Annotated in this window: 15 protein-coding genes and 1 pseudogene; 5 read left to right on the forward strand and 11 right to left on the reverse strand. The window is 66.6% G+C overall.

Annotated features, from left to right (window positions below; all coding sequences use genetic code 11):
* The first annotated feature begins 244 nt into the window (after nt 1–244).
* The gene (locus AC6CH3_RS12830; RefSeq protein WP_498132802.1) at nt 245–7,684 is read left to right on the forward strand and encodes a phytase; all 7,440 of its coding nucleotides are present in this window, start codon (nt 245–247) and stop codon (nt 7,682–7,684) included.
* Nucleotides 7,685–7,766: 82 nt separating this feature from the next.
* On the opposite strand, the gene AC6CH3_RS12835 is transcribed toward AC6CH3_RS12830, so the two are convergent.
* From AC6CH3_RS12835 to AC6CH3_RS12865, 7 genes are all read right to left on the reverse strand, one after another.
* Nucleotides 7,767–9,095 (reverse strand): Wadjet anti-phage system protein JetD domain-containing protein, encoded by a 1,329-nt coding sequence (locus AC6CH3_RS12835; protein ID WP_498132803.1) that lies wholly within the window; start codon nt 9,093–9,095, stop codon nt 7,767–7,769.
* The gene (locus AC6CH3_RS12840) at nt 9,088–12,492 is read right to left on the reverse strand and encodes an ATP-binding protein (RefSeq protein WP_498132804.1); all 3,405 of its coding nucleotides are present in this window, start codon (nt 12,490–12,492) and stop codon (nt 9,088–9,090) included. The genes AC6CH3_RS12835 and AC6CH3_RS12840 overlap by 8 nt, the downstream gene beginning before the upstream one ends.
* Complete coding sequence (locus AC6CH3_RS12845) at nt 12,489–13,163, reverse strand: DUF4194 domain-containing protein (protein ID WP_498132805.1); 675 nt, start codon at nt 13,161–13,163, stop codon at nt 12,489–12,491. The genes AC6CH3_RS12840 and AC6CH3_RS12845 overlap by 4 nt, the downstream gene beginning before the upstream one ends.
* Nucleotides 13,160–14,602: a DUF3375 domain-containing protein gene (locus tag AC6CH3_RS12850; RefSeq protein WP_498132806.1), complete on the reverse strand. Its 1,443-nt coding sequence runs from the start codon at nt 14,600–14,602 to the stop codon at nt 13,160–13,162. Before AC6CH3_RS12850 ends, AC6CH3_RS12845 begins: the two co-directional genes overlap by 4 nt.
* A gap of 94 nt (nt 14,603–14,696) precedes the next feature.
* Entirely contained in the window at nt 14,697–16,541 is a 1,845-nt protein-coding gene (locus AC6CH3_RS12855) for a glycoside hydrolase family 15 protein (protein WP_498132807.1), read from the reverse strand.
* 31 nt (nt 16,542–16,572) lie between these two features.
* A complete protein-coding gene (locus AC6CH3_RS12860; protein WP_498132808.1) occupies nt 16,573–17,100 on the reverse strand; it encodes a hypothetical protein in 528 nt (175 codons plus the stop codon).
* Between the two features lie 102 nt (nt 17,101–17,202).
* Complete coding sequence (locus AC6CH3_RS12865; protein ID WP_498132828.1) at nt 17,203–17,589, reverse strand: TfoX/Sxy family protein; 387 nt, start codon at nt 17,587–17,589, stop codon at nt 17,203–17,205.
* Between the two features lie 268 nt (nt 17,590–17,857).
* Between AC6CH3_RS12865 and AC6CH3_RS12870 the strand changes: the two genes are divergently transcribed.
* The 4 genes and pseudogenes from AC6CH3_RS12870 (at nt 17,858) to AC6CH3_RS12885 (ending at nt 21,338) form a co-directional block, all read left to right on the forward strand.
* Complete coding sequence (locus AC6CH3_RS12870) at nt 17,858–18,061, forward strand: cold-shock protein (RefSeq protein WP_024365339.1); 204 nt, start codon at nt 17,858–17,860, stop codon at nt 18,059–18,061.
* A 127-nt stretch (nt 18,062–18,188) separates the two neighbouring features.
* Nucleotides 18,189–18,275 (forward strand): annotated as a pseudogene (locus AC6CH3_RS12875) (IS3 family transposase); the annotation flags it as partial.
* A gap of 1,008 nt (nt 18,276–19,283) precedes the next feature.
* Complete coding sequence (locus tag AC6CH3_RS12880; RefSeq protein WP_498132809.1) at nt 19,284–20,504, forward strand: NRAMP family divalent metal transporter; 1,221 nt, start codon at nt 19,284–19,286, stop codon at nt 20,502–20,504.
* A gap of 15 nt (nt 20,505–20,519) precedes the next feature.
* Nucleotides 20,520–21,338 carry a putative hydro-lyase gene (locus AC6CH3_RS12885; protein WP_498132829.1) on the forward strand — a complete coding sequence of 273 codons (819 nt, stop codon included), beginning with the start codon at nt 20,520–20,522 and terminating at the stop codon, nt 21,336–21,338.
* 60 nt (nt 21,339–21,398) lie between these two features.
* Here the strand turns inward: AC6CH3_RS12885 and AC6CH3_RS12890 are convergent, their stop codons facing one another.
* The 4 genes from AC6CH3_RS12890 to AC6CH3_RS12905 are packed head-to-tail and all read right to left on the reverse strand — an operon-like array spanning nt 21,399 to nt 26,413.
* The gene (locus AC6CH3_RS12890; protein ID WP_498132810.1) at nt 21,399–22,157 is read right to left on the reverse strand and encodes a GntR family transcriptional regulator; all 759 of its coding nucleotides are present in this window, start codon (nt 22,155–22,157) and stop codon (nt 21,399–21,401) included.
* A gap of 49 nt (nt 22,158–22,206) precedes the next feature.
* Complete coding sequence (locus AC6CH3_RS12895; RefSeq protein ID WP_498132811.1) at nt 22,207–23,943, reverse strand: acetyl/propionyl/methylcrotonyl-CoA carboxylase subunit alpha; 1,737 nt, start codon at nt 23,941–23,943, stop codon at nt 22,207–22,209.
* Complete coding sequence (locus AC6CH3_RS12900; protein ID WP_498132812.1) at nt 23,940–25,658, reverse strand: 5-oxoprolinase subunit B/C family protein; 1,719 nt, start codon at nt 25,656–25,658, stop codon at nt 23,940–23,942. Before AC6CH3_RS12900 ends, AC6CH3_RS12895 begins: the two co-directional genes overlap by 4 nt.
* The gene (locus tag AC6CH3_RS12905; protein WP_498132813.1) at nt 25,655–26,413 is read right to left on the reverse strand and encodes a LamB/YcsF family protein; all 759 of its coding nucleotides are present in this window, start codon (nt 26,411–26,413) and stop codon (nt 25,655–25,657) included. The genes AC6CH3_RS12900 and AC6CH3_RS12905 overlap by 4 nt, the downstream gene beginning before the upstream one ends.
* Between the last annotated feature and the right edge of the window lie 12 nt (nt 26,414–26,425).

Genomic DNA, 26,425 nt, shown 5'->3' on the forward strand with positions numbered 1-26,425 from the left:
CAGGGCACTCAGCTCCGCCTCACGCAATGGAACTCCAGCTGGTCAGCTGCCGCGGCCAGCAAGTAGTTGCTGACAAAGGCAGGTATTGAACGCTGATCGGCGAGTAGCTGATGGAGCGAAAACAGGTAGTTAATACTCTGGCCCGGTGTCCCGTGCGGTCCGTAAGCTCCGATCCACCACGTCTGCGATCGGCAGACACGGCTGGGGGTTCCGGTGTTGGCCTGCCGTTTGAAGGGTAGAGACTATGTCTGTTGTGAGCCGTGTCCACTCCGCCGTCTTCAGGAGGAGCGGCAGGCCCGCCCTGGCGGCGCTAGTCGCCGCAGCGGTGGCGGCGTCCCTGCTGCCCGGACTGTCCACGGCGCAGAGCGCGACGGATGCTCAGATGGCGGCTCCGCACGACCATTCGAGCGCGCACGGATCACATGTGCACAACGCGGCACTGCCGGCCGCCGCGATGGAGGCGCCTCCGCCGGCTTTGCTGCGGACCGGCTGGACGGCAACGGCCAGCGACGAAGAAGTCTCAGGGGAGGACGGCCGGGCCGCCAACGTTCTCGACGGGGATCCCGCCACATTCTGGCACAGCAAGAAGACCCCACCCGCGGCCCCCTTGCCCCATACCATCACCATCGACACCAAGGTGAACCAAAGCATCTCGGGGTTCCGCTATCTGCCGCGTCCTGACGCCGAGAACGGGCGGATCGGCAGCTTCGAAATCCTGGTGAGCACCGACGGAACCACATGGGGCGACCCGGTGGCCCACGGGACGTGGGCGGACAGCAGTGACGAGAAAAGTGTGACCTTTGCTCCGGTGACGGCGCGCTATGTCCAGCTGCGGGCCAGCACCGAAGCCGGCAACCGCGGGCCGTGGAGCAGCGCCTCGGAGATTAACCTGGTCGGCGGAACCAGCGGAAACCTGACGGTCCAGGCAGTGGCTACCGGGTCCCCGGGATCGTGGGGTCCCACGATCAACTTCCCGCTGGTCCCGGCCGCGGCGGCGCTGCTGCCTGGCAACAAGCTGCTGACCTGGTCCGCGTACTCGGCCACGACATTCGGCGGGGCCAATGGCTACACCCAGACATCCACCCTGGACCTCACCACCGGTGCGGTGAGTCAGAAGGAGGTGGCCAACACCGGCCACGACATGTTCTGCCCCGGGACCTCGATGCTGCCGGACGGGCGGATCCTGATCAGCGGCGGCAGCAACAGCTCGAAAACCACCCTGTACGACCCCACGACGAACACTTGGACCGCGGGGCCGGCCATGAAGATCGCCCGGGGATACCAGTCCAACGTGACGACGTCCACCGGTGAGGTGTTCAGCATCGGCGGGTCATGGTCGGGGGGTATCGGCAACAAGCACGGCGAGCTGTGGTCCGAAGCCGGAGGCTGGCGAACTCTGCCGGACGTGCTGGTCGACAACATCCTGACCGACGAAGCCGCAGAACACCATTCCGACAATCATGCATGGCTGTTTGCCGCACCCGGCGGCCGGGTATTCCACGCCGGGCCGAGCAGGCAGATGAACTGGATCTCCACCACAGGCAGCGGCAGCATCAGTTCGGCCGGACTCCGGGCCGACAGCGCGGACGCTATGAACGGTGACGCCGTGATGTACGACGTCGGCAAGATCCTCACCGTGGGCGGGGCACCCGCCTACAAGAACACTCCCGCCACGGCGCGGGCGTACACGATCGACATCAATAACGGAGCCACCGTAGCCCGGACCGCAGACATGGCCGTCACCCGGTCGTTCGCCAACGGAGTCGCGCTGCCCGACGGCCAGGTACTCGTCGTCGGGGGCCAGGCGACCCCCGTCCAGTTCACCGACACTGGTGCCAGGATGGCTCCGGAAATCTGGAACCCGGAGACCGGGCTGTGGACCACGCTGGCCCCGATGGCCATTCCCCGGACCTACCACAGCGTTGCCACGCTGCTCGCAGACGGCCGGGTCTTCGTCGGCGGCGGCGGACTCTGCGACGGCGAATGCACCACCAACCATCTGGATGGAGAGATTTTCACGCCGCCCTACCTGCTGAACGCCGACGGCAGTCCCCGCGTCCGGCCCACTATTGTGACGGCGCCGACGACAGCCGCGCCCGGCAGCACCATTGCGGTGACCACCGGGTCGCCGACCACCCAGTTCTCCCTGATGCGGATGAGCACGGTGACCCACACTGTGAACACCGATCAGCGGCGGATACCGCTGACCGCAACCGCGGTGTCAGGCAACACTGCCTCGCTAGCGCTGCCGTCGGATACCGGCGTGCTGGTACCAGGCAATTATCTGCTCTTTGCGATGGACAGCAACGGGGTGCCCAGCGTCGCTTCGACGATCAAAATCGCATCCACCCCACCGGCTCCCGAGCCGACGTCGACGATCGCCATGCGCAGCTTCAGGACCGCGTCCACCGAAACGGCCACCACCACGGTTTCCCTTCCTGCCCCGGAGGGCCGGGCGGCCGGGGATGTCCTGGTGGCGTCCTTCACCGCGGACAAGGTCCCCACGGTTGCTGTCCCGGCGGGCTGGACCGCGATCACCAACGGCGTCTCCATCGGCAGCGGCGCCCGGGTGTTCGCGTACTACCGGGTGGTGGGTTCCGCTGACCCCTCCACCTACACGTGGACGCTGAGTACCGCGCAGAAGTGGGGCGGGGGCATCACCGCCTACACCGGGGTGAACACCACCACGCCCTTGGACAGCGCCGTGGCCACCGCCGCCAATGCCACCTATACGGCCACCAGCATCTCAGTCGGCAGCGTCACCACGGCCAGCAACGGTGCGATGCTGATCGGCGGCCTCGGCTTCGACGCCTCCGTCCCGGCTGCGACTCCGCCCACCGGCTGGACCGAGCGCTGGGAAACCAGCGGCGGCCAGATCGCCGAGCAGGCAGACAGGACCCAGGCCACCGCCGGTGCCACCGGAACCGCCACCTGGACCTTCAGCGCCGCCAGAGCCGTCGCCGCCTGGCGCACCGCCCTCAAGCCGGGCGGGACGGCGCCGCCGCCCGGGGACACCGCGCCGGTCGCGACGTTCACCGCGACGCCGACCTCGGGCACGGTCCCGCTGGCGGTGAACTTCACCGACACCTCGACCGGTTCGCCGACGTCGTGGGCCTGGGAGTTCGGTGACGGCGACACTTCCACGCTCCAGAATCCGTCACACACGTACAGCACGGCGGGGAGCTACACGGCGAAGCTGACCGCCACCAACGCCGCCGGCTCGAATTCCAGCACGACGACGATCACGGTCAACCCCGACGGCGGCACCTCAGCGGAGATCGCCGTGCGCAGCTTCAGGACCGCGTCCACGGAATCGGCGACCACCACGGTTTCCCTTCCTGCTCCGGAGGGCCGGGCGGCAGGTGACGTCCTGGTGGCATCCTTCACCGCGGACAAGGTCCCCACGGTTGCTGTCCCGGCGGGCTGGACCGCGATCACCAGCGGCGTCTCGATCGGCAGCGGCGCCCGGGTGTTCGCGTACTACCGGGTGGTGGGCTCCGCTGACCCGACGAGCTACACGTGGACCCTGAGCACCGCCCAGAAGTGGGGCGGCGGCATCACCGCCTACACCGGCGTCAACACCACCACGCCGCTGGACAGCACCGTGGCCACCGCCGCCAACGCCACCTATACTGCCACCAGCATCGCCGTCGGCAGCATCACCACCGCCAGCAACGGCGCGATGCTGATCGGCGGCCTCGGGTTCGACGCCTCCATCCCCGCTGCGACACCGCCCACGGGCTGGACCGAGCGCTGGGAAACCACCGGCGGCCAGATCGCCGAGCAGGCAGACAGGACCCAGGCCACCGCCGGGGCCACCGGCACCGCCACCTGGACCTTCAGCGCCGCCAGAGCCGTCGCGGCCTGGCGCACCGCACTGCGGCCAGCGGCTTCTACGTCAAATCCCCCGCCCGGTAGTGTCATCCCGGCAGTCGAGACCACCGGTTTTTCAGGTTCGGGGGACACGTCCGATGACTCTGCCATCTGGGTCGACCCGGTAAACCCTGCCAGCAGCGTGGTGATTGCTGACAAGAAGGCGACCTCAGGGGGCGGCATAGGAGTCTTCGGCATGGACGGCAATCTGATCCAGTTCCGAGAGGACGGGATGATCGGCAACGTGGACCTGAGGACCGGGTTCACCGCCGCAGGGCAATCGATAGTCCTGGTTGGGGCCAATAACCGGACGAACAACACGCTGGCCTTGTACTCACTGAATACTGTGACCAGGACCCTTTCGCCTGTGGCTGCCCGCAGCATCGCGACCTCTGCGCCCAACTACGGTTTCTGCCTCTATCACAGCAAGATCAGCGGCAAGTTTTTCGGCTTTGTGACGCCAAGTGGGTCCGGTTCCATCCAACAATTTGAACTGTTCGACAATGGGGCCGGCCAGGTTGATGCAACCCTTGTCAGGACGCTGCCGATCGGCAGTGCCACCGAGGGATGCGTTGCTGATGACGAACTAGGCCACCTCTATGTGGGTGAGGAGGACGTGGCCATCTGGAAGTACGGAGCCGAACCCACTGCCGGCGAGAGCCGCGTCTCAGTCGACACCGCAGGTGGCGGCCGTCTCGTGGCTGACATCGAAGGGATGAGCATCGAGTACGGTCCGAACGGTACGGGGCGCCTCTTTGTCTCCAGCCAAGGCGATTCCACGATAGCCGTCTACGACCGCGCCGGCAGCAACACCTTCCTCAAGACGTTCAATGTTGGCGCCAACGGGACCATCGACGCGGTGACGGGAACCGACGGCGTCGACGTCACCCCTCTCAACGCTGGGCCGCAGTTCGAGCAGGGGCTTCTCGTGGTCCACGATGACATCAACACCGGAGGAACTTCATCCAACCTGAAGTATGTCCCCCTCAACCAGGTTCTTACCCCGGCGCCGCCCCCGCCCGGGGACACTGCCCCGGTTGCCTCCTTCACGGCCACGCCGACCTCCGGCACCGTTCCCCTGACGGTGAGCTTCACGGACACCTCCACCGGTTCGCCGACGTCGTGGGCCTGGGAGTTCGGTGACGGCGATACATCCACGGTCCAGAACCCGTCCCACGTCTATGACACGGCCGGGACCTACACCGCGAAGCTGACGGCCACCAACGCCGCCGGCTCGAATTCCAACACGACGACGATCACGGTCAACCCCGACGGCGGTACTGCGCCGGTTGCGTCCTTCACGGCCACGCCGACCTCCGGCACTGTCCCCCTGGCGGTGAGCTTCACGGACACCTCGACCGGTTCGCCGACGTCGTGGGCCTGGGAGTTCGGTGACGGCGTCACGTCCACGGTGCAGAATCCGTCACACACGTACAGCACGGCGGGGAGCTTCACGGTGAAGCTGACGGCCACCAACGCCGCCGGCTCGACGTCCAGCACAACGACCATTACGGCCAATGCGGCCAGCGGTACTGCCCCGGTCGCGTCCTTCACGGCCACGCCGACCTCCGGCACTGTCCCCCTGGCGGTGAGCTTCACGGACACCTCCACGGGCTCGCCGACGTCGTGGGCCTGGGAGTTCGGTGACGGCGTCACGTCCACGGTGCAGAATCCGTCACACACGTACAGCACGGCGGGGAGCTTCACGGTGAAGCTGACGGCCACCAACGCCGCCGGCTCCACGTCCAGCACAACGACCATTACGGCCAATGCGGCCAGCGGTACTGCCCCGGTTGCTTCCTTCACGGCCACGCCGACCTCGGGCACCGTTCCTCTGGCGGTGAGCTTTACGGACACCTCGACCGGTTCGCCGACGTCGTGGGCCTGGGAGTTCGGTGACGGCGTCACGTCCACGGTGCAGAATCCGTCACACACGTACAGCACGGCGGGGAGCTTCACGGTGAAGCTGACGGCCACCAACGCCGCCGGCTCCACGTCCAGCACAACGACCATTACGGCCGACCCGGCTCCACCGAGCTCCGGAATAGCCGTGCGCAGCTTCAGGACCGCGTCCACCGAAACGGCGACCACCACGGTTTCCCTTCCTGCTCCGGAGGGCCGCACCGCCGGGGATGTGCTGGTGGCGTCCTTCACCGCGGACAAGAACCCGACGGTGGCTGTGCCGGCGGGCTGGACCGCGATCACCAGTGGGGTGAACATCGGCACCGGCGCGCGCGTTTTCGCGTACTACCGTGTGGTGGGTTCGGCCGATCCTGCCACCTACACCTGGACGCTGAGCACGGCGGTGAAGTGGGGTGGCGGGATCACCGCGTACACCGGGGTGAACACCACCACGCCGCTGGACAGCGCCGTGGCGACCGCCGCCAACTCTACGTATTCGGCGACCAGCATTGTGGTCGGCGGTGTCACTACGGCGAGCAATGGTGCGATGCTGATCGGCGGGCTGGGCTTTGACAGCTCGAACCCGGCGGCCATGCCGCCGACCGGGTGGACCGAGGTGTGGGAAACGGCCGGCGGGCAGATCGCCGAGCAGGCCAGCGGTGTTCAGGCCACAGCCGGGGCCACCGGAACCGCCACCTGGACCTTCAGCTCCGCCAAGGCCGTAGCAGCATGGCGCACCGCCCTCAAACCGGGCGGGACGGCGCCGCCGCCCGGCCCCACCGCGCCGGTCGCGTCATTCACGGCATCGCCAACCTCGGGCACGGCTCCGTTGGCGGTGAGCTTCACCGACACCTCCACGGGCTCCCCGACGTCGTGGGCCTGGGAGTTCGGTGACGGCGACACGTCCACGGTGCAGAATCCGTCACACACGTACAGCACGGCGGGGAGCTTCACAGCGAAGCTGACGGCCACCAACGCCGCCGGCTCCACGTCCAGCACAACGACCATTACGGCCAATGCGGCCGGCGGTACTGCCCCGGTTGCGTCCTTCACGGCCACGCCGACCTCCGGCACGGCTCCGTTGGCGGTGAGCTTCACGGACACCTCCACCGGTTCGCCGACGTCGTGGGCCTGGGAGTTCGGTGACGGCGACACGTCCACGCTGCAGAATCCGTCACACACGTACAGCACGGCGGGGAGCTTCACGGCGAAGCTGACGGCCACCAACGCCGCCGGCTCCACGTCCAGCACAACGACCATTACGGCCGACCCGGCTGCACCGAGCTCCGGAATAGCCGTGCGCAGCTTCAGGACCGCGTCCACCGAAACGGCGACCACCACGGTTTCCCTTCCTGCTCCGGAGGGCCGGACGGCCGGGGATGTCCTGGTGGCGTCCTTCACCGCGGACAAGAACCCGACGGTGGCTGTCCCGGCGGGCTGGACCGCGATCACCAACGGCGTCTCGATCGGCAGCGGCGCCAGGGTGTTCGCCTACTACCGGGTAGTTGGCTCCTCTGACCCCTCCACCTATACGTGGACGTTGAGCAGCGCGCAGAAGTGGGGTGGCGGCGTCACCGCGTACACCGGGGTAAACACCACTACACCGCTGGACAGCGCCGTGGCCACCGCCGCCAACGCCACCTATTTGGCCACCGGCATCGCCGTCGGCAGTGTCACTACGGCGAGCAACGGTGCGATGCTGATCGGCGGCCTCGGCTTCGACAGCTCGAACCCGGCAGCCATGCCGCCGACCGGGTGGACCGAGGTGTGGGAAACGGCCGGCGGGCAGATCGCCGAGCAGGCCAGCGGTGTTCAGGCCACAGCCGGGGCCACCGGAACCGCCACCTGGACCTTTAGCTCCGCCAAGGCAGTAGCGGCATGGCGCACCGCCCTCAAACCCGCAGCGTGATCGCCACCGATTCCGGCAAGCTCGGCACTGTTCCAGATCAAGGGAGAAGAATGTTAATTGCCTGGCTTGGTTTCGGACGGGCTCAACCAGCAAGTCGTTCCAGCGCCCAGTCCCACCGGATCAGCTCCTGTTCGAGACGGACGGCCGATCCGAAGTTGTCGTCGCGCAGCGCTGCGTAGAGCGCGGCTTCCTGACCCGTCAGCCTGCTCAGCACAGCCGTCGACGGAGACGGCTCGCTGCCCCAGACATCCCGGTGTGCCAGCAGAGTCGCCTCGTCCATCAGGACACTCAGCACGTGAGGGTGCACGGCCCGAAGCTGGTCCAGGATGCGGAAGCCGTGGGTATCCAGGTCGCCCCAGTACAGGACTTCGCAGTCCCGCAGCCAATCGGCGTCGCGAAGGGAAGAAAAGCCGTACCCGCCGCCGTAGAGGGCGAGCGTTCCCGGCCGTTCGGGCAGAGCGAGGAAGTTGACCTGGTTTTCGGTCGCGATCACGGTGTGCACGGGCAGCTGCAGCGTGCTGAACGCCTCGGCTGTCACCATGATGTCCCGGGCGCCGCCAAGGGCATGCATTGCGGGGTCCAGGAGGCGGAACCGGACGAGCTCGGGCGGATGCAAGAAGCCATGGCGCATGGCGAAACGCGCGGCAGATGTGCGCCCAGCCGGACCAGCCAGGGCCACATCCGCAGTGTCCGCAGCCTCCTTCGTCACCGGCGCATCGCCCGCCGGGTCCGCCTGTGGATCCTCGGAACCAAGCCGCAGCATCGCCGCCATCTCGTCGATGACCCGCCGGTGGGCCTCGATGAATTTCGTGTGCACGCCGGGCAGGCCCAGCTGCCTCAGGTAGATCCCCGGCGATGGATTGTCCCGCAACCACAGCGCCACCTGCGCCGCAGTCAGCGCATCTTCTCCCAGTTCCAGGAGCAGCAGCGGGCGCTTCAGCGCCCAGCCTCGCAATGCCGCAGCGGCCGATGCGTCCAGGCCTGCCATCTCCCCGGCCAGCCCGCGAAACCGCACGGCTTCCCTGGCCTTGCCGGCGAAGGCGAGCTCATCCGCCGCCGTCTCGAAAACCGCCGCGGACGGAAGCCGGTTGGAGCCGATGGTGTTCCGCCCGACGTCGACCGTCTCCAGGCGGTAGTGCCCAACACTGCCGGACAGCTCAGCGGCCCAGCTGCGGGCCGCCGCGTAATCGCTCAACAGTTCGCCCGCCGTCGGGCGTTTCAAAGCACGACGGCGGGGATAGGCGTCCGTGGGTTCCAGCAGTTCGCGCAGCAGCGCCCCGCTGCTCCAGACCTTCAGCGACTGGGCACGTAGTGAGGCAAGCGTGGTCCACTTTTCTGGAGCCTCAGCGCGGAGGTCCCTTCCCAGGCCCCGCAAGCTCGGTTCGGGGCCCTGAGGACGCTGCTTAGACACGCCGGTCCCGTTCGTCCCGGTACTCCTGGATGGTCATGTTGCGCAGCTGGGAATCGTCGCCAGTGGTGTTCGCCACGAACCCGACGTGAGAGACGAAGGGCTCGATCACATGGATCTTCTGCAGCGGCGTGACGATCAGCAGCTGAAGGTTCATGCGCTGGAACAGCTGCAGGCCGTACCGTGCGGACTCATCGGACCCGCGTCCGAACGCTTCGTCGATCACCACGAACCGGAAACTCCGGCCGCTGCCCGCCTTTTTGGATGCGCCCGCACCCGCGCCAGGGGAGCCGGCCAGCCCGAACTGGAACGCCAGCGCCGCGGCAAGGATCGTGTATGCCAGCTTCTCCTTCTGGCCGCCGGACTTGCCGCCCGAGTCCGTGAAGTGCTCAAACTCCTCACCGGTCTCGGTCCACTTCTCCGACGCCGAGAACGTAAACCAGTTCCGCACATCCGTGACCTTGGCCGTCCACCGCTCATCCAGCGTGGTCAGGCCCTCGCGGCCGCGGAAGCGCTCGATCAGCCGCTCCACCTGCAGGTACTTCTGCTCCGAGTACTGGTCCTCGTCGCCGATGGTCCCCTCCGAGCAGGCCCGCAGATCAACGCCGAACTCGCGCACGTCCTGGTCGGAGGTGTTCTGGTGCTCCAGCTGGATGTGCCGGCCCGGGTTGTACACGATCCCTGCCAGCGACTGGTTGATCTCGCCGATCCGGTTCACGATGTCCTGCCGCCGGCTGTCCAGGAACGCGTTGAACGCCACCACCTCGTGGATGGTGTTCTGGTTCAGCGACTCCTTGAAGTGCTCCTCGAAGCGGGGCAGGTCGTTGCTGACCAGCTGCTCCAGCAGCCGGTTGTAGTCGGGCGCGGCCTCGAGGGCGGCGTCTATATCGGTGGTCTCGTTCGGGTACTTGTTGCGGAAGTCGGCCATCAGCCGGATGGTGCTCTCGGCAGCCCTGGCAATGCGCTTCGACAGCGCATCGATCGTGTCAGTCAGTCCCGAGCGGACCGAGCTCTCCACCGTGCCGGTGTTCTTGTACGTCAGTGCCTTGTCACCGAGCGCAGCGGCGGTGAGCTGTTCGACGGCGGCCAGCACCCCGCCGTCGTCCGTCAGTGGAGTCTCCGTGAGAATGCCGCGGCATTCGGCGATCGTTTCCACGATGTCCTTGGCGTCCTTCTCGTTGGAACCGATCCGCTGCTGAAGTCTCCCGGCCTTTTCCTCCAGCCGGTCCAGCTCTGCCGAGACGGCGGACTCCTTGGCCGTCAGCTGTTTCAGCACGTCGCTGGCGGTCTCCAGCTCGAGCTTCTCCGCCTTGAGCTCCTCGATCCGACGGGCGGTGAGCTGCCAGCTGATCTCGGCGAAGTCCGCCACGGACCGCACGGTGCCGAGCTGCTGGTTCTGCCTCCCCAGATCCCCAAGGGACGTGTCAACCTTTTTCAGCTGCGCCTGCGTGACTCCGAGCTGGCCCTTGACCTCGTCCTGCTCGGCGAGGAAACGGCTGATCTTGTCGTGGTTGTCCCAGCCGAGCACATAGTTGCGCCGGTCCGCCAGCTCCCGCCGATCGTCCTTTTCATGCCGGCCGCGGCCGCCCTTGAGCTGCCCGTTGACGGTCAGTGCCTTGGGATAGCGGCGGAAGTCCTCGAGGGTGTTGCAGCAGACATGGTCGAACCGGGTGGCGAGTTCATCCAGCAGGAAGTCGCGGAACGGCGTGCCCGGCTTGATGGCGATCTTGGCAGCGAGCGTGCCCGCTTCGGCCGCCCGCGGCGCCGGGGATTCCGCGATCTTCAGGTAGACCAGCCGGCCGCGCAGGTTGTTGGCATCCACCCAGCTGCTCACCGCGGCGTAGTGCTCGGCCGGCACCAGCAGTGACAGCGCGAATCCGTGCAGCGTCCGTTCCGCGGCGCCCTCCCACGCCCCCTCGCCGTCACGGACCCGCAGCAGTTCGCCGGCGTAGGGCAGCGCGGCCTCCTGGATTCCGGTTCCGTCGCACAGCCGACGGCGGAGTTCCAGCTGGGGGAGCGGCAGCAGGTTCGGGCGGGACTGCAGGCTGCGCAGTTCGGCGCCGATTTCGGTCAGCCGGGCGGTCTGCTCAGTGCGGGTGATGGTCAGCCCGGTGCGGGCTTCCTGCAGCTCGTCGGACTGGATGCCGAGCTGCGCTTCGACCTCGCCGAGGCGGGCGCGGTTGGCGTCGAAGAGAACGCGGTCCTCCGGTGGCCGCAGACCCAAGTCCTTTGCAGCGGCAGCATAGGTGTCGAAGCGCTGCCGCTGGGTCCGGGACTCCACGGAGAGCCGTGCCACGTCGGCGTCGATCGCGGCGAGCCGGCCGCCGCCGTTGGTGCGGATGTCCTCTTGGACGGCGGACAGCTCGTGCCGCATTCCGGTGATCTCGGTGCGGAGTTTGCCGCTGTCTTCCTGAAGCCTTGCCCCCGTCCGTTCCAATTCCGACTGGTGCTCCAGGCTAAGCCGCAGCTTCCGGTCCGTGAACCAGGGATGCAGCTGGTCCCGCTGCCGGCGGGCCAGCTCGTCCTCGCCGCTCAACCGAGCGTGCTGGGCGGCGCCGTCCCGGATCGGCGTCAGGAGGGCGATCTGGTCCTTGGCGCGAAGCACGGCGTCGTGGGCCTTTTTCAGGTCATCGAAGTGGTGGATGAGGTTGCCGATGCGCTCGCCGACGTTGTCCTCCTCCAGCATGTTGGTCCTTACGAAGGAGGTGATGTTCTCCACCTGCTTCATGGACACCGTGCGGTGGAAGAGCTCCATGGCCTGGTTGCCGCTGATGCCGAACTGCCGCTTGAAGGCCGCGGCGTAGGGCTCAAAGGTGTCATGGACAGCAGCGCCGGATTCGCGGAGTTTCCTCTTCAGCTTTGTCGGATCCTGGCCGAAGTGCGAGAAGTCCGCCGCGATGGACTGATCCGCCTCGGCCAGCGAGTAGAAGCGGCTGGGCTGGCCCGCCTCCTGGGTGGCCCAGAGGGTGATGGCCAACGTGACCGACTTGTCCAGCACGGCGTTGTGGAAGACAGCGAGCACCACGGTAAGGGCGCCGGTCCCACGCAGCGCCACCGGTTTGGAGTATTCACCGCCGGTGCTGCGTGTGCTCTTGTGGAAGCCCCGGACATAGGACATCAGCGAGCGTTCCTTCCTTTGCGCGCCCGCGGCCTTGTTGTACTCGATCCGGTTGGCGGGCAGCAGCAGCGTGGTGATGGCGTCCACGACGGTAGATTTTCCAGAGCCGATGTCGCCTGTGAGGAGGCTGTTGGCGCCGTCCAGCCGGAAGGTCCGCACGCCCTGGTGGAAGGTGCCCCAGTTCAGCAGCTCCAAACGGTGCAGGCGGAAACCGGGGGGAGTTCCGGCGTCGTTCGCTTTTTCTTCCAGGCTGAAGAGGGCGTCCTGCAGCTCGGTGCTCATTTGCTTTCCGCCTCCCTTGCCGCTGTGCCGGAGGAAGCAGCCGCGGCGGGCGGTGTTCCGGCGAGCCCTGTTCCCGAAAGCGTTGCGCGGTAGTCCGACAGCCGCGCGTCGAACTCCTCGAGCCACTGGGCGTCCACGAACGCCTTCAGGATGCGGGCCACTTCATAGGTGCCGGGCTGGCCGCGGAGTTTTCGCAGGAATCCGAGTTCCACCACCTTCTTGATGTCGGTGGCGAGGCGGTCCATGATTCTGGCCTCGTTGCTTGATTCGGGCAGGAAAACTGCCACCATGTCGGCGATGTCCTGCTCGGTCATGATGAGCCGGAGCTCGCTGCTGTTGGTGTCGAACTCCAGCATCCGGCCGCGCAGGAGGGCCAGCAGCAGGCTGACGTTGAAGGTCAGCTGCCGACGGGGGATCAGCCGGGGGAGTGTGCCGTCCGGGTCCTCGCGCGACTTCAGGAATGCGTAGCCTTCGGATTCGTCCAGGATCAGGTCCAGCCCCAGCACAGACACGTAGTCCCTGACCTGGGAGGACAGGCCCAGCAGCGACTGCCAGAGCTTCTCATCCCCTTCGGCGTAGAGCACGCCTTTGAAAAGCCGGGTGACGATGCCGGGAAGTTCCTCGGGCGTCCGGGCCTCCGTTGTCGTGTTCGCGTCTTCGACGGGGTTCATGCGGGCCTTCCGAAGATGATCTGCTCGATGGTTGCTTCGCGGATGCTGCCGTCCGGCAGCTGCCAGGAGATCTGTTGCGTTGCGTCCGGGTTGATGCTCGCCCAGTCTGATTCCGTGGCCAGCTGGTAGTACGCCACGATTTCGGCCAGGCCCTGGGAAAGGGGGTAGGCGGTGGTGACCTCCGTCAGGGTGGCCTGCTCCGCCTCGGCCAGCACGGCGTCGATGTTGGCTTTGAGGCGCTCCTTGTCCACGTGGAACTGGCTGAACAGGGCACCGGCATCCACGTCCGCGTCGTCGGCGGTAACGACGTCGTCGTCCACCATGACCTTTCGGCTTGGCTCGTACAGCGGACGTTCGAAGGGCAGGACGATATCTACGGAGGGTGCCGCGATGGCCATGAAGTCGCCCGTCGGAGGCTGCTCCCGGGTAGCGAGGGCGCCGGACTCGACGCTCCGGATGAGCTGCATGATGCGCTTGTTTTCCAGGAACACCTTGTCGTCGAGCAGCCGGCGCATCTGCTGGGACAGCTGGCGGACGGTTCCCTGGGTCTGCTCGACGGCGGGCAGCCAGTCCTGGTGGAGGTTGGTGACGGCGTGAAGGTTGTCCATCCGGGCGAGGGCTTCGATCTGAGTGGCGCGCTCCAGCAGCTCCCGAAGTTCGGTGCGCAGCTGCGGGGACATCAGGTAATCCCAGAAGCCCTGGAACGTCCGGCCCTGCAGGGAACTGCTGATGTCCTGCTGGTTGGCGAAAATTGATTCCAGGAGCTCGCCCTGCGTGCCGTTCCAGGTGGCGATCTGCTCGCGGACCTGGCGGTCCAGCTTGCGGAAGTTCTGTTCGACCTCGCGGAAGTCCGAGAGGAGGTCCTTGGCCAGTGTTGTCAGCTGCTGGAAATGGTCAAGTGCTTCCGGGGCGGTCATGACCCTGATGTTGCCGCCGCGGATGCGCTCCATTTCGGCGTCTATGGCGTCACGCTGGCGCTGCAGTTCGCTGAGCCGTACCTTGGGATCCGTTTCGGACTGCTGGACGAGCTGCTTGAGAACGGCGAAGATGCTGGTGAGCCGGGACTGGGTGGCCACGAAGTCCCGCCCGCGCAGGCTCTCCACCCAGCGGACCACGTCCTCAGCGGCGGCGGTGAGGTCGTAGCGGGGCTCATCCTGGCCTTGAACGTAGTACTTCCGGAGCCACGCTCTTTCGGGTGCCGCCCAGTCATCGAGGTATTCCGGCGCCTGCCGCGGGAACTTCTCTTCCCCATAGGCGTCCCGCAGGCCGAACAGGACGTCGTCCAGGCTGTCGATGAGCTGCTGCCGCCCGAGGTTGCGCTGATTAGGCCCGGTGAAGGCCGCCATGAAAAATGACACGGCGAGCGGGGCGTTTTGGGCTCGCAGCAGGGACCAGCCTGCATGGTTCTCACGCAGGGCGTTGATTGCGTAGTAGTCCATCTGGTTCCCGTGATGTTGCCGCTCTCGTCCTGTCAGTTCACTCTAAAGGGCGTGGAGGACATTTTTCTGTGGCCCGGGTTCAACAAGCTTGCGATTACTGCGGCCGGAAGCCCCGGCGCCTGTCAGCAGCACCTTCGACGGCGGCCAGCCCCTCCGCGGCATCGCGCAGGGCCAGGGCCGCCTGAACCAGCGCGGCGTGCGTGAGCGCCTGCGGGTAGTTTCCGAGAAAGGCCCCGGTGGCAGGATCGATCTCCTCGCTGAACAGTCCCAGCGGACCGGCTATGTCCAGGAGGGCTTTGAACAGTTCCGCGGCTTCTGATGCACGTCCCGTCAGGGCGAGAGCCTGGGCGAGCCAGAACGAGCAGGGCAGGAAGGCGCCCTCGTCCCCGGGCAGCCCGTCCTGGCCGGGCGGGTAACGGTAGAGGAAGGGGTAACCCGCCGACAGCTCCGCCCGCACAGCGTCCACGGTTCCCCGCAGACGTGCCGAGCCCGGTTCCTCGAAGCCGGTCACGGGGAGGATGAGCAGCGCCGAGTCGAGGTCCCCGGATCCGTAGGAGCGGGTGTAGGTGTTCTTGGCAGGATCGAAGCCGCGGGTCCTGACCTCGGCGGCGAGGCGGTTCCTCGCTGCTTCCCACCTCCGCTGCCGACGCCGGCTGACCGGGTGGGTCCGGGCGATGCGGAGAGCCTGGTCCAGGGCGAGCCAGCCCATCACCTTGGAGTGCACGTGCTGTGCAGCATCGGCGCGGATCTCCCAGATGCCGGCGTCCGGCTCCGGCCAGCGCCGTGCCACGAGGTCGGCAAAGCCCCGCATCGCGCGCCACGTCTCCGAATTCAGCGGGTGCCCCTGCCGCACAAGGTTCCAGGCGGCGTCGAGGACCCAGCCGTAGCCGTCCAGCTGATGCTGGTGCGCGGCCCCGTTGCCCACCCTCACCGGAGTGCTGCCACGGTAGCCGGGCCAGTCCTCCATGGTGCGCTCGCGGGGGACATGCCCGCCCGTCAACGTCAGCAGGGCCGGAAGCCGGGGCCGCTCCAGCCTGCTGGCATGCAGCAGCCAGTTCAGGAAATTCAGGGCCTCGCTGTCTTTGCCCACACCGAGGAAAGCGCCGATGCCGATGCTGGCATCCCGGGGCCAGGCGTACCTGTAGTCCCAGTTCCGTACGCCGCCGGGGTCCTCGGGCAGCGACGTGGTGGGTGCCGCGACCGGTGCGCCAGAGGGGGAATACGTCAGCAGTTTCAGCGTCAGCAGGCTCCGCAGGACCGGTTCGCGGAACGGCATGTCCTGGCTGAAGCCTGCCGCCCAGTCCCGCCAGCGGGATTCGTCGGCTTCCACCAGGTCCCAGGCGGATTCGGGGTCCACCCAGATCAGCGGCTCCGCGTAGGCCAGGGCGAGCACGAGCACAACAGGGCGGCCGGGCACAACGGTGATTGCCGCCGTCGTACCCGGCGTGATCCTCAGCCCGCCGCTGCAGCCGAGCGACAGGGCCAGCGGGCCCCATTCACAGACCAGGTGCCCGCCCGGCCGGACGCGGGGACGGCGGTGGCCCTCGCCGAGGCGGGGGTTAAGCCCGACGACGGCCTCCGCCGGTGCTCCCTCGGCGGCCAGCCGCCGGATGAGGAGAGTGGTGGGCAGCAGCCGCCCCGAGACCTCCGCGACCATGGCCTCGGTCAGCGAGAGCGTGCCGCCAACCGTGGCCCACACCGTCTCGAGGGTGGCCGTGTGCTCGCGGTAGCGGCGGATGCGGGGCCGGGAAGGCAGTGCGGGACCGGCCCGGAAGGTTCCCGCTTCCGGGCCGCCGAGCAGGGCACCAAAGACCGGTTCACCGTCGAAGGTGGGCGCGCAGAGCCAGTCGATGCTCCCGTCGGCCGAGACCAGGGCAGCCGTGCGCGTGTCACCCAGCAGCCCGTAGTCGGACAGGGCGGGCGTTGCGGCGGCGTCCATTATGCGTGCACCTTCTTCCGAGTTCGGCGAATCAGTAGACCGTGAGGAGCAGGCCGAGCAGCGAGCCGTAGACCACGTGGGCCGCGACGGCCACCGCCGGCGTCTGGATGCCGTAGTTCAGGGCCAGCAGGCCCGGAGGCTCCAGGGCCGCGCGGCTGGACGGGCCGGCCCGGGTGGTGGCCATCCTCGGATGGATGCCCGGCAGCAGGGGCAGAATGACGGTCAGCGCCACGGCAACGTGCAGGAGTCCCAGCAGGGCCCCGATCCACCACGTGGCCCTGCCCAGCAGCGCGAAAACCGCCGCATAGCCGAGGGCGAACACCTGCCCCGCCACGAGGTGGATGAAGAAACCGGCCACCCGCGCCTTGTCCGGGTCAGGGGTGACAAGCGTGCCAAGGACCAGGGGCAGATCCAGCCGCGTCCAGCCTGCCATCTGGGCGGCGATCATCACCACGGTCAGGGCCGCGGTGGCGAGCAGGCCGAACAGTGCCCAGCCCTGCCAGTCCATCTCAACCGCCGCCTGTTTGCTCGGAGGCCGTTCGTGCTGTTTCCATGGCACACCTTCTAAAACTATATTCTCTAATTTTAGAGAGCGGACCCTCGGGAATCAAGGGACGACGGCGGGGGCTGCTTTCCGCTTGAACGGCAGGGCGGCGGGCGGCTACTTCTTCGCCGAACGCGGCTTGGACGCCTTCGGCTCCTTGGGCGGCAGCCCCGCAACATAGGCGTAGGCCTTCGCAACCCAGGCCTTTTCCCGGGCCTCGTCGCCCTCGCCTTCGGCGTTCCAGACTTCAGGCAGTCCGGTATAGCCGCCCATCGGGCGCTCCTCCGGCCCAAACGGAACGGTCCGCTCGGCCGCCTCCAGCTCGGCCCGGTCGGCCTCCGAGAGGCGCACGCCGATGGTGGGGCCAAAGAGCCCGGCGAACATGTTCCCGTTGACGAAGGCGCCAAGGTTGCCGAACATCGGCTTCACCACGACCTCGGGGTCCGTTGGCATGACGGAGCGGAAGTGCTCCTTGTCCGCTTCTGACGGTTTGGGCATCTGCATGGCTTCTTCTTCCGGATCGCGGCCCGCGCGGGGCCCGACTGCTTGCAGCTTCACGATATTGCTTTACTGCGGCACGGGGGAGGGGTGCGATTAACACGCTTCCGAAAAGCCGTGTAGTGTGGAGACCGTTGTTGTGTTTGTATTTGGTAGTTCAGGCAGTACGCGCGGTCGAAAGTCCGCGTTCTTCTGAAGTAGCGGTTTTGAACACCCCACGCCGGAGGACCCGAAAGTCGGGACTTTTCCTCCACCTTCACGAAGGACAAAAATAATGGCTACTGGCACCGTCAAATGGTTTAACGCTGAAAAGGGCTTCGGCTTCATCTCCCCGGACGACTCCTCGCAGGACGTTTTCGCACACTACTCCGCGATCGCTTCCTCCGGCTTCCGCTCCCTCGAAGAGAACCAGAAGGTTTCCTTCGAAACCGAGCAGGGCCCCAAGGGTCCCCAGGCCGTCAACATCCAGGCTCTCTAATTTCCTAGAGATCCGGGACCGTTAGGTTTCGAACTGCTCCCCGAAAGTTGGACTGAAAATTCAGTTCTGACTTACGGGGAGCAGTTGTATTTTAAGGGCAGTTCGTTGTCTGAGGAGCAGCGCGGATGTGCTCCATGAATACATCCGCTGGTACAGCAACGAAAGAATCTCCACAAAGCTCAAAGGCCTGAGTCCGGTGCAATACCACTGGCAGCAAGGACCCGACGCTTCCCGATGGCGGTGGGAAGCGATTCGCGTAGGGGAAGATCAGGCCAGGCCCTATTGACGGGGCGTTTAAGGAAGCGTAGATTGTTCAACAACAGAGATTGTTCAACAATCTGAGGCCGTGTAGGCAGCCCGCACCGGATGTTGGCACTGCTCCACTAAGGCCGAACCGAAGCGGAATGGTCAGGAGAAAAGCCGTGAAGAAGAGGATCCTGGTAGCGGAGAAGCGAGCCTGCGGAACAAGGCAGGCGTCTACACCACGGCATAAAGGAATGCATTGGGAATTGCCCGGTCCCGGGCAAGTCCCAACGGGAACATACATCTCGTTGTCCGAGAGCGAGCTCTTTCCCGGTGATTCGGGCCCCGGCTTGCCTAGGCCCAACCAAAGGGCCTGAAAGTGCTTCCTGCTCACTGCCAGTGCTCGAACGAATGCTTCCGTTCACCACGCCTCTTCACACTCGTTTAGAACAGGTCCCCAGCATTGCCCGCGTAGGCCAGGGAGCCCGGATTCTGGCAGGCCGCAGTACCAGCGCAAGCCTTGCGGGCGAGATCCCAGCGCCAGTCTCCATGGCTCACAGTGCCGCACGGGCGAGAACATGCGGTGGACACACAGCTACGCGGGCATCCTTCATGGGCCAACGCGGGGTCTTGTCAGCACGCCTTCAAGCGCCGAAAATTGCGATGGACGGGCGCTGCTGTCTGGGCCGCGTCCAGGCGTGTTCCATGTGCGGCCTCGAGTTCTCGTTGAGGAAGCCGAATGAGTGCTGAGACATTTGCGGTCAGGCACTTCCCAGGGCTCACCGATGCCCAAAGACCTATGGACAACCGGGGATTGCCACTTGTAGGCATACGCCATCAACGAGGGCGGATTCGTGCCCGCTAAGACAATTCCACAATAATTGTTCAACAACATCTTGCTTAGATTGTTCAACAGTCGGTAGAGTGATCGGTGACAACCCATTGTGACGCCAGTCACCCACTCCTCCTGGACGGACTCATGGAAACCACGGACACCCACATCAAGATTAAGACGAGCAGCGCCCGCCGCTCCGCTTTGCTCGGCGCCATGTTCCTCATGGCGACCAGCGCCATCGGGCCTGGGTTCATCACGCAGACGGCCGCCTTCACAGTTCAGCTCGGGGCTGCCTTTGCCTTCGCCATCCTCGTATCGATCCTCGTCGACATCGCCGTGCAGACCAACGTCTGGCGCGTCATCGGTGTCTCCGGAATGCGCGCCCAAGAGCTGGGCAACCACGTCCTTCCCGGCGTCGGCTGGTTCCTCGCCGCGCTCGTGTTTGCCGGCGGCCTCGTCTTCAACGTCGGCAACATCGCCGGCACTGGCCTGGGCACCAACGCCATGATGGGCCTGGATCCCAAGCTCGGCGGCGCCATCTCCGCAGTCATTGCCATCCTCATCTTCCTCAGCAAGAAGGCCGGGCTGGCCCTGGACAAGATCGTCGTGATCCTCGGCGCAGTCATGATCCTCATGACGCTGTACGTAGCCATCGTCTCCGCCCCTCCGCTCGGAGAAGCACTGAAGAACACCGTGCTCCCGGAGGAAGTCGACTTCCTGGTCATTACCACCCTGATCGGCGGCACTATTGGCGGCTACATCACCTACGCCGGCGCCCACCGCATGCTGGACTCCGGTGCCACAGGCGTCCGCCATGTAAAGGAAATCACCCGCAGTTCCATCCTTGGCATCATCGTCACCTGCGTCATGCGCATCCTGCTCTTCCTCGCCATCCTGGGCGTGGTGGCCGGCGGAGTGACCCTCGCCAACAACAACCTGGCCGCCTCCGCCTTTGAAGCTGCCGCCGGCGAAATCGGCCTGCGCATGTTCGGCGTCATCCTCTGGGCAGCCTCCATCACCTCCGTGATCGGCGCGGCCTTCACCTCGGTCTCCTTCGTGACCAAATCCACCACGCCGGAACGCAAGCGCAACCTGATCACCGTGGCGTTCATCGCCGTCTGCGCCGTGGCCTACCTCCTGATCGGCCAGCCGCCGCAGCAGCTGCTGATCTTCGCGGGCGCGTTCAACGGGCTCATCCTTCCGGTCGGTTTCGCCGTCCTGCTCTGGGTGGCCTGGCGCCGCCGGGATCTTCTGCACGGCTATGCGTACCCGAAGGGACTCCTGATCATCGGTGTCCTGGCGTGGCTGCTGACTCTCTTCCTCGGCTGGAACTCGCTCGCCGGCCTCTCCAAGCTCTGGGTGTAGGAGGCTAAGGTGACCATCCCCGCAAACTCCCCTGCCGCCGTCGTTCTTCCCGATAATCCGGCAACACTCCCGCCGGCCGAGGCACGGGCGCTGTTCCGCACCGGGCTGGTGACGCCAACCTCCGGGTGGAGCGCCGGCTACGCGCAAGCGAACCTGATCATCGTGCCCAAAGCGCAGGCATTCGACGTCCTGCTGTTTGCGCAGCGGAACCCGAAACCGTGCCCCATCCTCGGAGTGCTCGACGCCGGTGAAACCAGCGGCGCCCTGCTCGCCGGCGGTGACGTGCGCACCGATGTGCCCAAGTACGCCGTGTACGAAAACGGCGTGAAGGTGGACGAACCAACCGACATCATCGGCCACTGGCGCGATGACCTGGTGACATTCATCGTGGGCTGCAGCTTCACGTTCGAAGCCGCGCTGCAGGAGAACGGCATCAGAGTGGCGCACATCGACCAGGGAGTGAACGTGCCGATGTACCGGACCTCGGTCCGCTGCGAACCGGCCGGCGCCATGGCCGGGCCCCTCGTGGTCTCCATGCGCCCCATCCCGGCCTCACAGGTGGCCGACGCCGTGCGCGTCACCTCCCGTTACCCGGCCGTGCACGGAGCCCCGGTGCATATAGGGAACCCGGCGGAACTGGGAATTTCGGACCTTTCCAGGCCCGACTTCGGCGACCCCGTCGACATCCCGGCCGGCAACATCCCCGTGTTCTGGGCGTGCGGCGTCACTCCACAGGCCGCCGTCATGGAGTCCCGGCCCGCGCTGGCCATCGGGCATGCACCGGGGCACATGCTCATCAGCGATGCCAAGGACAGCTCGTACCTGGTGCCGTAAGCTGCCTGCCACAAGCCAGCGCCGCGGGTCCTGAGACCCGCGGCGCTGGCTTGTGGCTTGTTAGGAAGTGGCCTGCGTCGCGCTGGCTTCGGGCTCGGCGGGAACGGCCGGCTCGGCGGACTCAGCGGACTCGGCGGGAACGGCGCCGATGTGTACCAGAAGTTCGTGCTCGGCAGCGTCAAGGTACCGGCGAAGCTCGGCGGCTGCCTCCTCGCGCTTCCCGGCACGGATCTGCGCCACCAGAGCGACGTTCCGCTCCACATAATGGCTGTGGAAGTCCGGCGTGGTGGCCATGGCATGGAACACCAGGCGCATTTCGGCCAGGACCTTTTCCATCAGCTCCTGCAGTGAAGCACTCCCGGAGAGGCCCACCAGGGCCTTGTGCAGCTCCTGGTTGGCGTCCGCCATGCCCTGCACGGAATTTGCGGCCTTCGCTTCCCGCGCCCTGGCGATGATGGCATCGAAGCTGTCCAGCGCCTCGGCAGAGGCCTCACCCCACAGGACGGCGGCGGGCTCGATCAGCCGCCTCACCCGGTAGATTTCCCGGACGTCCTCGGCCCCCGGCGCTGCAACATAAACGCCCCGGTTCGGAATGCGCTGCACCACGGACTCGCCCGCAAGGACCGTAAACGCCTCGCGCAGGGTGTTCCGGGAGACACCAAGCGCCTCCGACAGCTTCTGCTCGGACAGCTTGGTCCCCGGCGGCAGTTGCCCGGCGGAGATGCGCGAACGCAGCACTCCGGCAACCCAGGCGCCCGTATGGGCGTGGGTGGCGTGGCCGCCCTCGGCGAATCCCTGAAGTGCAGCATTCATCGGCATCGTTCCAATCTATCTAAAGATTGGCCCTTCTACCCGATGCTCGCCGGGCCTACCCGATGCTGGCCAGGACTTCTCCACGTCCGACGGCGGTTCCCGGCGCCTGCTGGCCCCGCGTCAGGGTGCCGCTGCGGTGGGCGGGCACGACGGTTTCCATCTTCATCGCCTCGAGCACGGCGATGGGCTGTCCGGCCTGCACGGTGTCGCCGGTCTCGGCGAGCCACTTCACGAGCGAGCCGGACATCGGCGAGGCGAGGTCGGCGTCGTCCTCTGCTTCTGCGTCAGTCGAGTGGTGACCGGCGGAACCTCCCCGGCCGCTCATCAGGGCTTCGTAAAGGCGGGCCGGAAGGCCCAGCTGGACGGCCTTGCCGTCCAGCTCCACCGTGATGGTGTTCCGGGCGGCACCAGGTGCGCTGCGCGCGATTTCCGGCGATGCCGCCAGGGGTTCGGCAAACTCGTTCTCAATCCAGGTGGTGTGGACGCCCAGGCCGTCCTCCGCTGTGAACGCCGGGTGGCGGACCACGGCACGGTGGAACGGCAGGACGGTGGGCAGCCCCTGGATTCGCATCTCGTCCAGCGCGGCCCTGGCACGGCGGAGTGCCTGCGGCCTGTCCTCGCCGTGGACGATCAGCTTGGCCAGCAGGGAGTCGTACTCGCCCGGGACCACGGAACCGGAACGGACGCCGGAGTCGACGCGGATACCCGGGCCGGTGGGGGCTTCAAAGACCTCAACGGTGCCGGGGCCCGGGAGGAAGCCCCGCGCCGGGTCCTCGGCGTTGAGCCGGAACTCGAAGGCATGGCCCTTGGGCTCAGGGTCCAAGGTCAGCGTCAGGACTTCGCCCGAAGCAATCCGGAACTGCTCGCGGACCAGGTCCACGCCGGACGTCTCCTCCGTCACGGGGTGCTCCACCTGCAGACGGGTGTTGACCTCCAGGAAGGAGATGATCCCGTCCTTGCCCACGAGGAATTCGACGGTCCCGGCCCCGTGGTAGTCGGCCTCCCGGCAGATGGCTTTGGCCGACTCGTGGATCAGGGAGCGCTGCTCGGGCGTGAGGAACGGGGCCGGTGCTTCCTCGACGAGCTTTTGGTTGCGGCGCTGCAGCGAGCAGTCGCGGGTGCCGAGAACCACCACGTTGCCATGGGTGTCGGCGATAATCTGGGCCTCGACGTGCCTGGGCTGGTCGAGGAATCGCTCAACGAAGCACTCACCGCGGCCGAACGCGACGGTTGATTCGCGCACGGCCGACTCGAACGCGTCTTCCACGTCCTCGAGCCTCCGGGCCACCTTGAGTCCCCGGCCGCCTCCGCCGAAAGCGGCCTTGATGGCCACCGGCAGGCCGTATTCCTGGGCGAACGCCAGCACTTCCTCGGCGTTGGCCACCGGACCGTCGCTGCCCGGCACCAGCGGGGCTCCGGCGCGGACGGCGATGTCCCGTGCTGTCACCTTGTTGCCGAGATCCCGGATGGACTGGGCGGAGGGGCCGATCCACGTCAGGCCGGCGTCGATGACCGCCTCGGCAAAGTCGGCGTTCTCGGAGAGGAATCCGTATCCGGGGTGGACGGCGTCGGCACCGGCACGGCGGGCCACGCCAAGCAGCTTGGCGATGTCGAGATAGGTCTCGGCGCCGGATGTTCCGCCGAGTGCGTAGGCCTCGTCCGCGACCCGGACATGCAGGGCGTCAGCGTCCGGGTCGGAGTACACGGCCACGGACTGCAGCCCGGCGTCGGAGCAGGCGCGGGCGATCCGCACCGCGATCTCGCCGCGGTTGGCAATCAGGACTTTTTTCATGACGGGTTTCCTTCGGGGGCGGGGCCGGCATCGCCGGAGTCAGGGCTGGTGGGGGCTGCGAGGGGTTCAAGGCTCTGGGGGTCCACCACGGTAAAGCGCACGCGGTGGCCCGGCGGCAGTTGCGCGGCTGTGGGGAGGTCCTCAGGTATGACGACGGCAATCACCGGATACCCACCCGTAACCGGATGGTCTGCAAGGAAGAGGACGGGTTCTCCGCTGGGCGGGACCTGGAGCGAACCGGCCACGGCGCCTTCGCTTGGCAGCTCGCCGCCGCGGCTGCGTTCCAGGACCTTCCCGTTGCCGGTGCCGCTGCGGGGCGCCAGCCGCAGGCCGATGCGATTGGACTGTTCGGTGACAACCCAGTCCTGGCCGGTGAGCGTTTGCACGGCGCTGTTGTCGAACCAATCGTCACGTGGTCCGAGCGTGACGCGCAGACGGGCGTGGGTTCCGTCCAGGCGGAGCGTCGAGGATTCGGGCGATCCAACCAGCTGGAAGGGAGGCACGGGGCCCACCGGCAGCCGCGTGCCGACGTTTAGCGGAGCGGGTCCTACGCCGGACATCGAGTCAGTGGAACGGCTGCCGAGAACCGGTGGAACGTCCACTCCACCCCGAACAGCGACATAGCTTCGCAGCCCGGTCTTCGGCACCCCCAGACTCAGCACCTCGCCGTCGAGAAGGGCGAACGGGGCACACACGGAAGGGTGACGCGTGGTGGTAGGCGATGAAAAGCCAGCTGCTCCGGGCGCCAGAGCCCCGCCAGCAGAAATAGTCAGGGGCGCCGGGGCGCCGGTGACGGCGAGTACTTGGTCACCGATGGCGCGCAGTGCCAGGCCTCCAAGAACGTTCTCAAAGACGGCTGAAGTTGCCTGGTTGCCCACCAGTCGGTTGGCTTGCCGTGCCGACTGTTGATCAGCAGATCCTGCCGCCGACACGCCCAGATCGCCGAGTCCGGGTCTGCCGAGATCCTGGATGAGTGACTGCAGGCCCGGGGCCTCCACCAGGAGGCCTCCGCGCTCGGACTCTGCTGCCACGTCAGACTCTGCCGCCTGTGTGCAATCCAGGATTTTGCGCGCCCCGGGAGCGGAAAGGTCGATGGCCTGGCGCACGGCAACGTACCGCACGGTGTCTCCAGGACGTACCAGCGCCGGGGATACACGGCCAAGGTCCCACATAACGGCCGTCGTATGCCCGATCAGCTGCCAGCCGCCCGGCGACTGGCGGGGATAGACGGCGGAGAATTCGCCTCCCAGGGCAACGGAACCGGCTGGGACCGCGGTGCGGGGAGAACTGCGCCGGGGCACAGCCAGCCGGCCGTCTTCGCCCGCAAGGTAGGTGAATCCCGGCGCGAAGCCACCGAAGGCCGCGGTCCAGCACTGGCCGGTGTGAGCGGCCACGACGCCATCGACACCCAGGCCCGTTAGCCGACCCACCTCTGGCAGGTCTTCGCCGTCGTACACCACTTCGATTGTTACCTCTCGGCCCCTGCCGCGGCCGGCCGAAGCGAGGTCCAACTGCGGGACGGCGGCCCACGCGGCCCTGGCTTCGGTCGCCGTAGCGAATTTGAGCAGCACCGTGGCTGCCGCGGCGACGGCGTCAAGCTGCCCCGGCAAGGGTTCAGCGATCAGACGGGCGTGCAGCGCCAGCACGGAATTGAGGTCTGTCAGTTCAACCAGGAGTGCGCGGGGCCCTGCCTGACGGATGCCTTCGATGCTCATGCGAATGTCCTGATACTGACGCCTGCATCTTCCAAGCCTTGGCGGACGGCGCCTGCCATGGCGACGGCGCCGGCGGTATCGCCGTGGACGCAGATGCTCTCCGCGTCCATGCTCAGGACGGAGCCGTCGCGGGCAACAATCTTTCCTTCGGTCGCAAGGAGGACCATATTCTCGGTGATGGCGTGAATGTCGTGCAGTAAGGCACCCGCTTCCCGCCGTGAAACCAATGTGCCGTCCGGGTTGTAGGCCCGGTCCGCGAATGCCTCCCTCACGGCACGGAGCCCGCGCCGTTCAGCTTCGGCAAGCGCGACCGAGCCTGGCAAGAGAAGCAATGGCAGCCCGGGACCAAACGCGTGCACGGCGTCGACCACGGCTTTGGCGTGCACCTCATGATGAACGATCGCGTTATATAGGGCTCCGTGGGGTTTGACGTATTTGACCTCCGAGCCGGCTGCGCTGGCCATGGCCTGAAGCGCCCCCAGCTGGTAGAGGACGTCATCGGCCAGTTCACTGGCCGAACAGTCGAGGAAGCGTCGGCCGAAGCCGGCCAGATCCCGATAACCAACATGGGCACCAATTGTCACTCCGGCGGTCACGGCTTCGCGGCACGTCCTGGCAATCGTGCTGGGATCGCCCGCGTGGAAGCCGCAGGCAACGTTGGCGCTGGAGACGTGGCCCAATATCGCGGCGTCCTCGCCGAAGGTCCAATTCCCGAAAGATTCTCCCACGTCACTGTTCAAGTCGATGAAAGGCATTGTGATCCCCGT

The organism is Arthrobacter sp. GQ119 (assembly GCF_059759125.1).

Coding starts and splice junctions, on each gene's coding strand:
- AC6CH3_RS12845 (WP_498132805.1), bottom strand. CDS start 13,163: ATGAACCCCGTCGAAGACGCGAACACGACAACGGAGGCCCGGACGCCC.
- AC6CH3_RS12840 (WP_498132804.1), bottom strand. CDS start 12,492: ATGAGCACCGAGCTGCAGGACGCCCTCTTCAGCCTGGAAGAAAAAGCG.
- AC6CH3_RS12855 (WP_498132807.1), bottom strand. CDS start 16,541: ATGGACGCCGCCGCAACGCCCGCCCTGTCCGACTACGGGCTGCTGGGT.
- AC6CH3_RS12895 (WP_498132811.1), bottom strand. CDS start 23,943: ATGAAAAAAGTCCTGATTGCCAACCGCGGCGAGATCGCGGTGCGGATC.
- AC6CH3_RS12830 (WP_498132802.1), top strand. CDS start 245: ATGTCTGTTGTGAGCCGTGTCCACTCCGCCGTCTTCAGGAGGAGCGGC.
- AC6CH3_RS12870 (WP_024365339.1), top strand. CDS start 17,858: ATGGCTACTGGCACCGTCAAATGGTTTAACGCTGAAAAGGGCTTCGGC.
- AC6CH3_RS12905 (WP_498132813.1), bottom strand. CDS start 26,413: ATGCCTTTCATCGACTTGAACAGTGACGTGGGAGAATCTTTCGGGAAT.
- AC6CH3_RS12850 (WP_498132806.1), bottom strand. CDS start 14,602: ATGGACTACTACGCAATCAACGCCCTGCGTGAGAACCATGCAGGCTGG.
- AC6CH3_RS12865 (WP_498132828.1), bottom strand. CDS start 17,589: ATGCAGATGCCCAAACCGTCAGAAGCGGACAAGGAGCACTTCCGCTCC.
- AC6CH3_RS12900 (WP_498132812.1), bottom strand. CDS start 25,658: ATGAGCATCGAAGGCATCCGTCAGGCAGGGCCCCGCGCACTCCTGGTT.
- AC6CH3_RS12880 (WP_498132809.1), top strand. CDS start 19,284: ATGGAAACCACGGACACCCACATCAAGATTAAGACGAGCAGCGCCCGC.
- AC6CH3_RS12890 (WP_498132810.1), bottom strand. CDS start 22,157: ATGCCGATGAATGCTGCACTTCAGGGATTCGCCGAGGGCGGCCACGCC.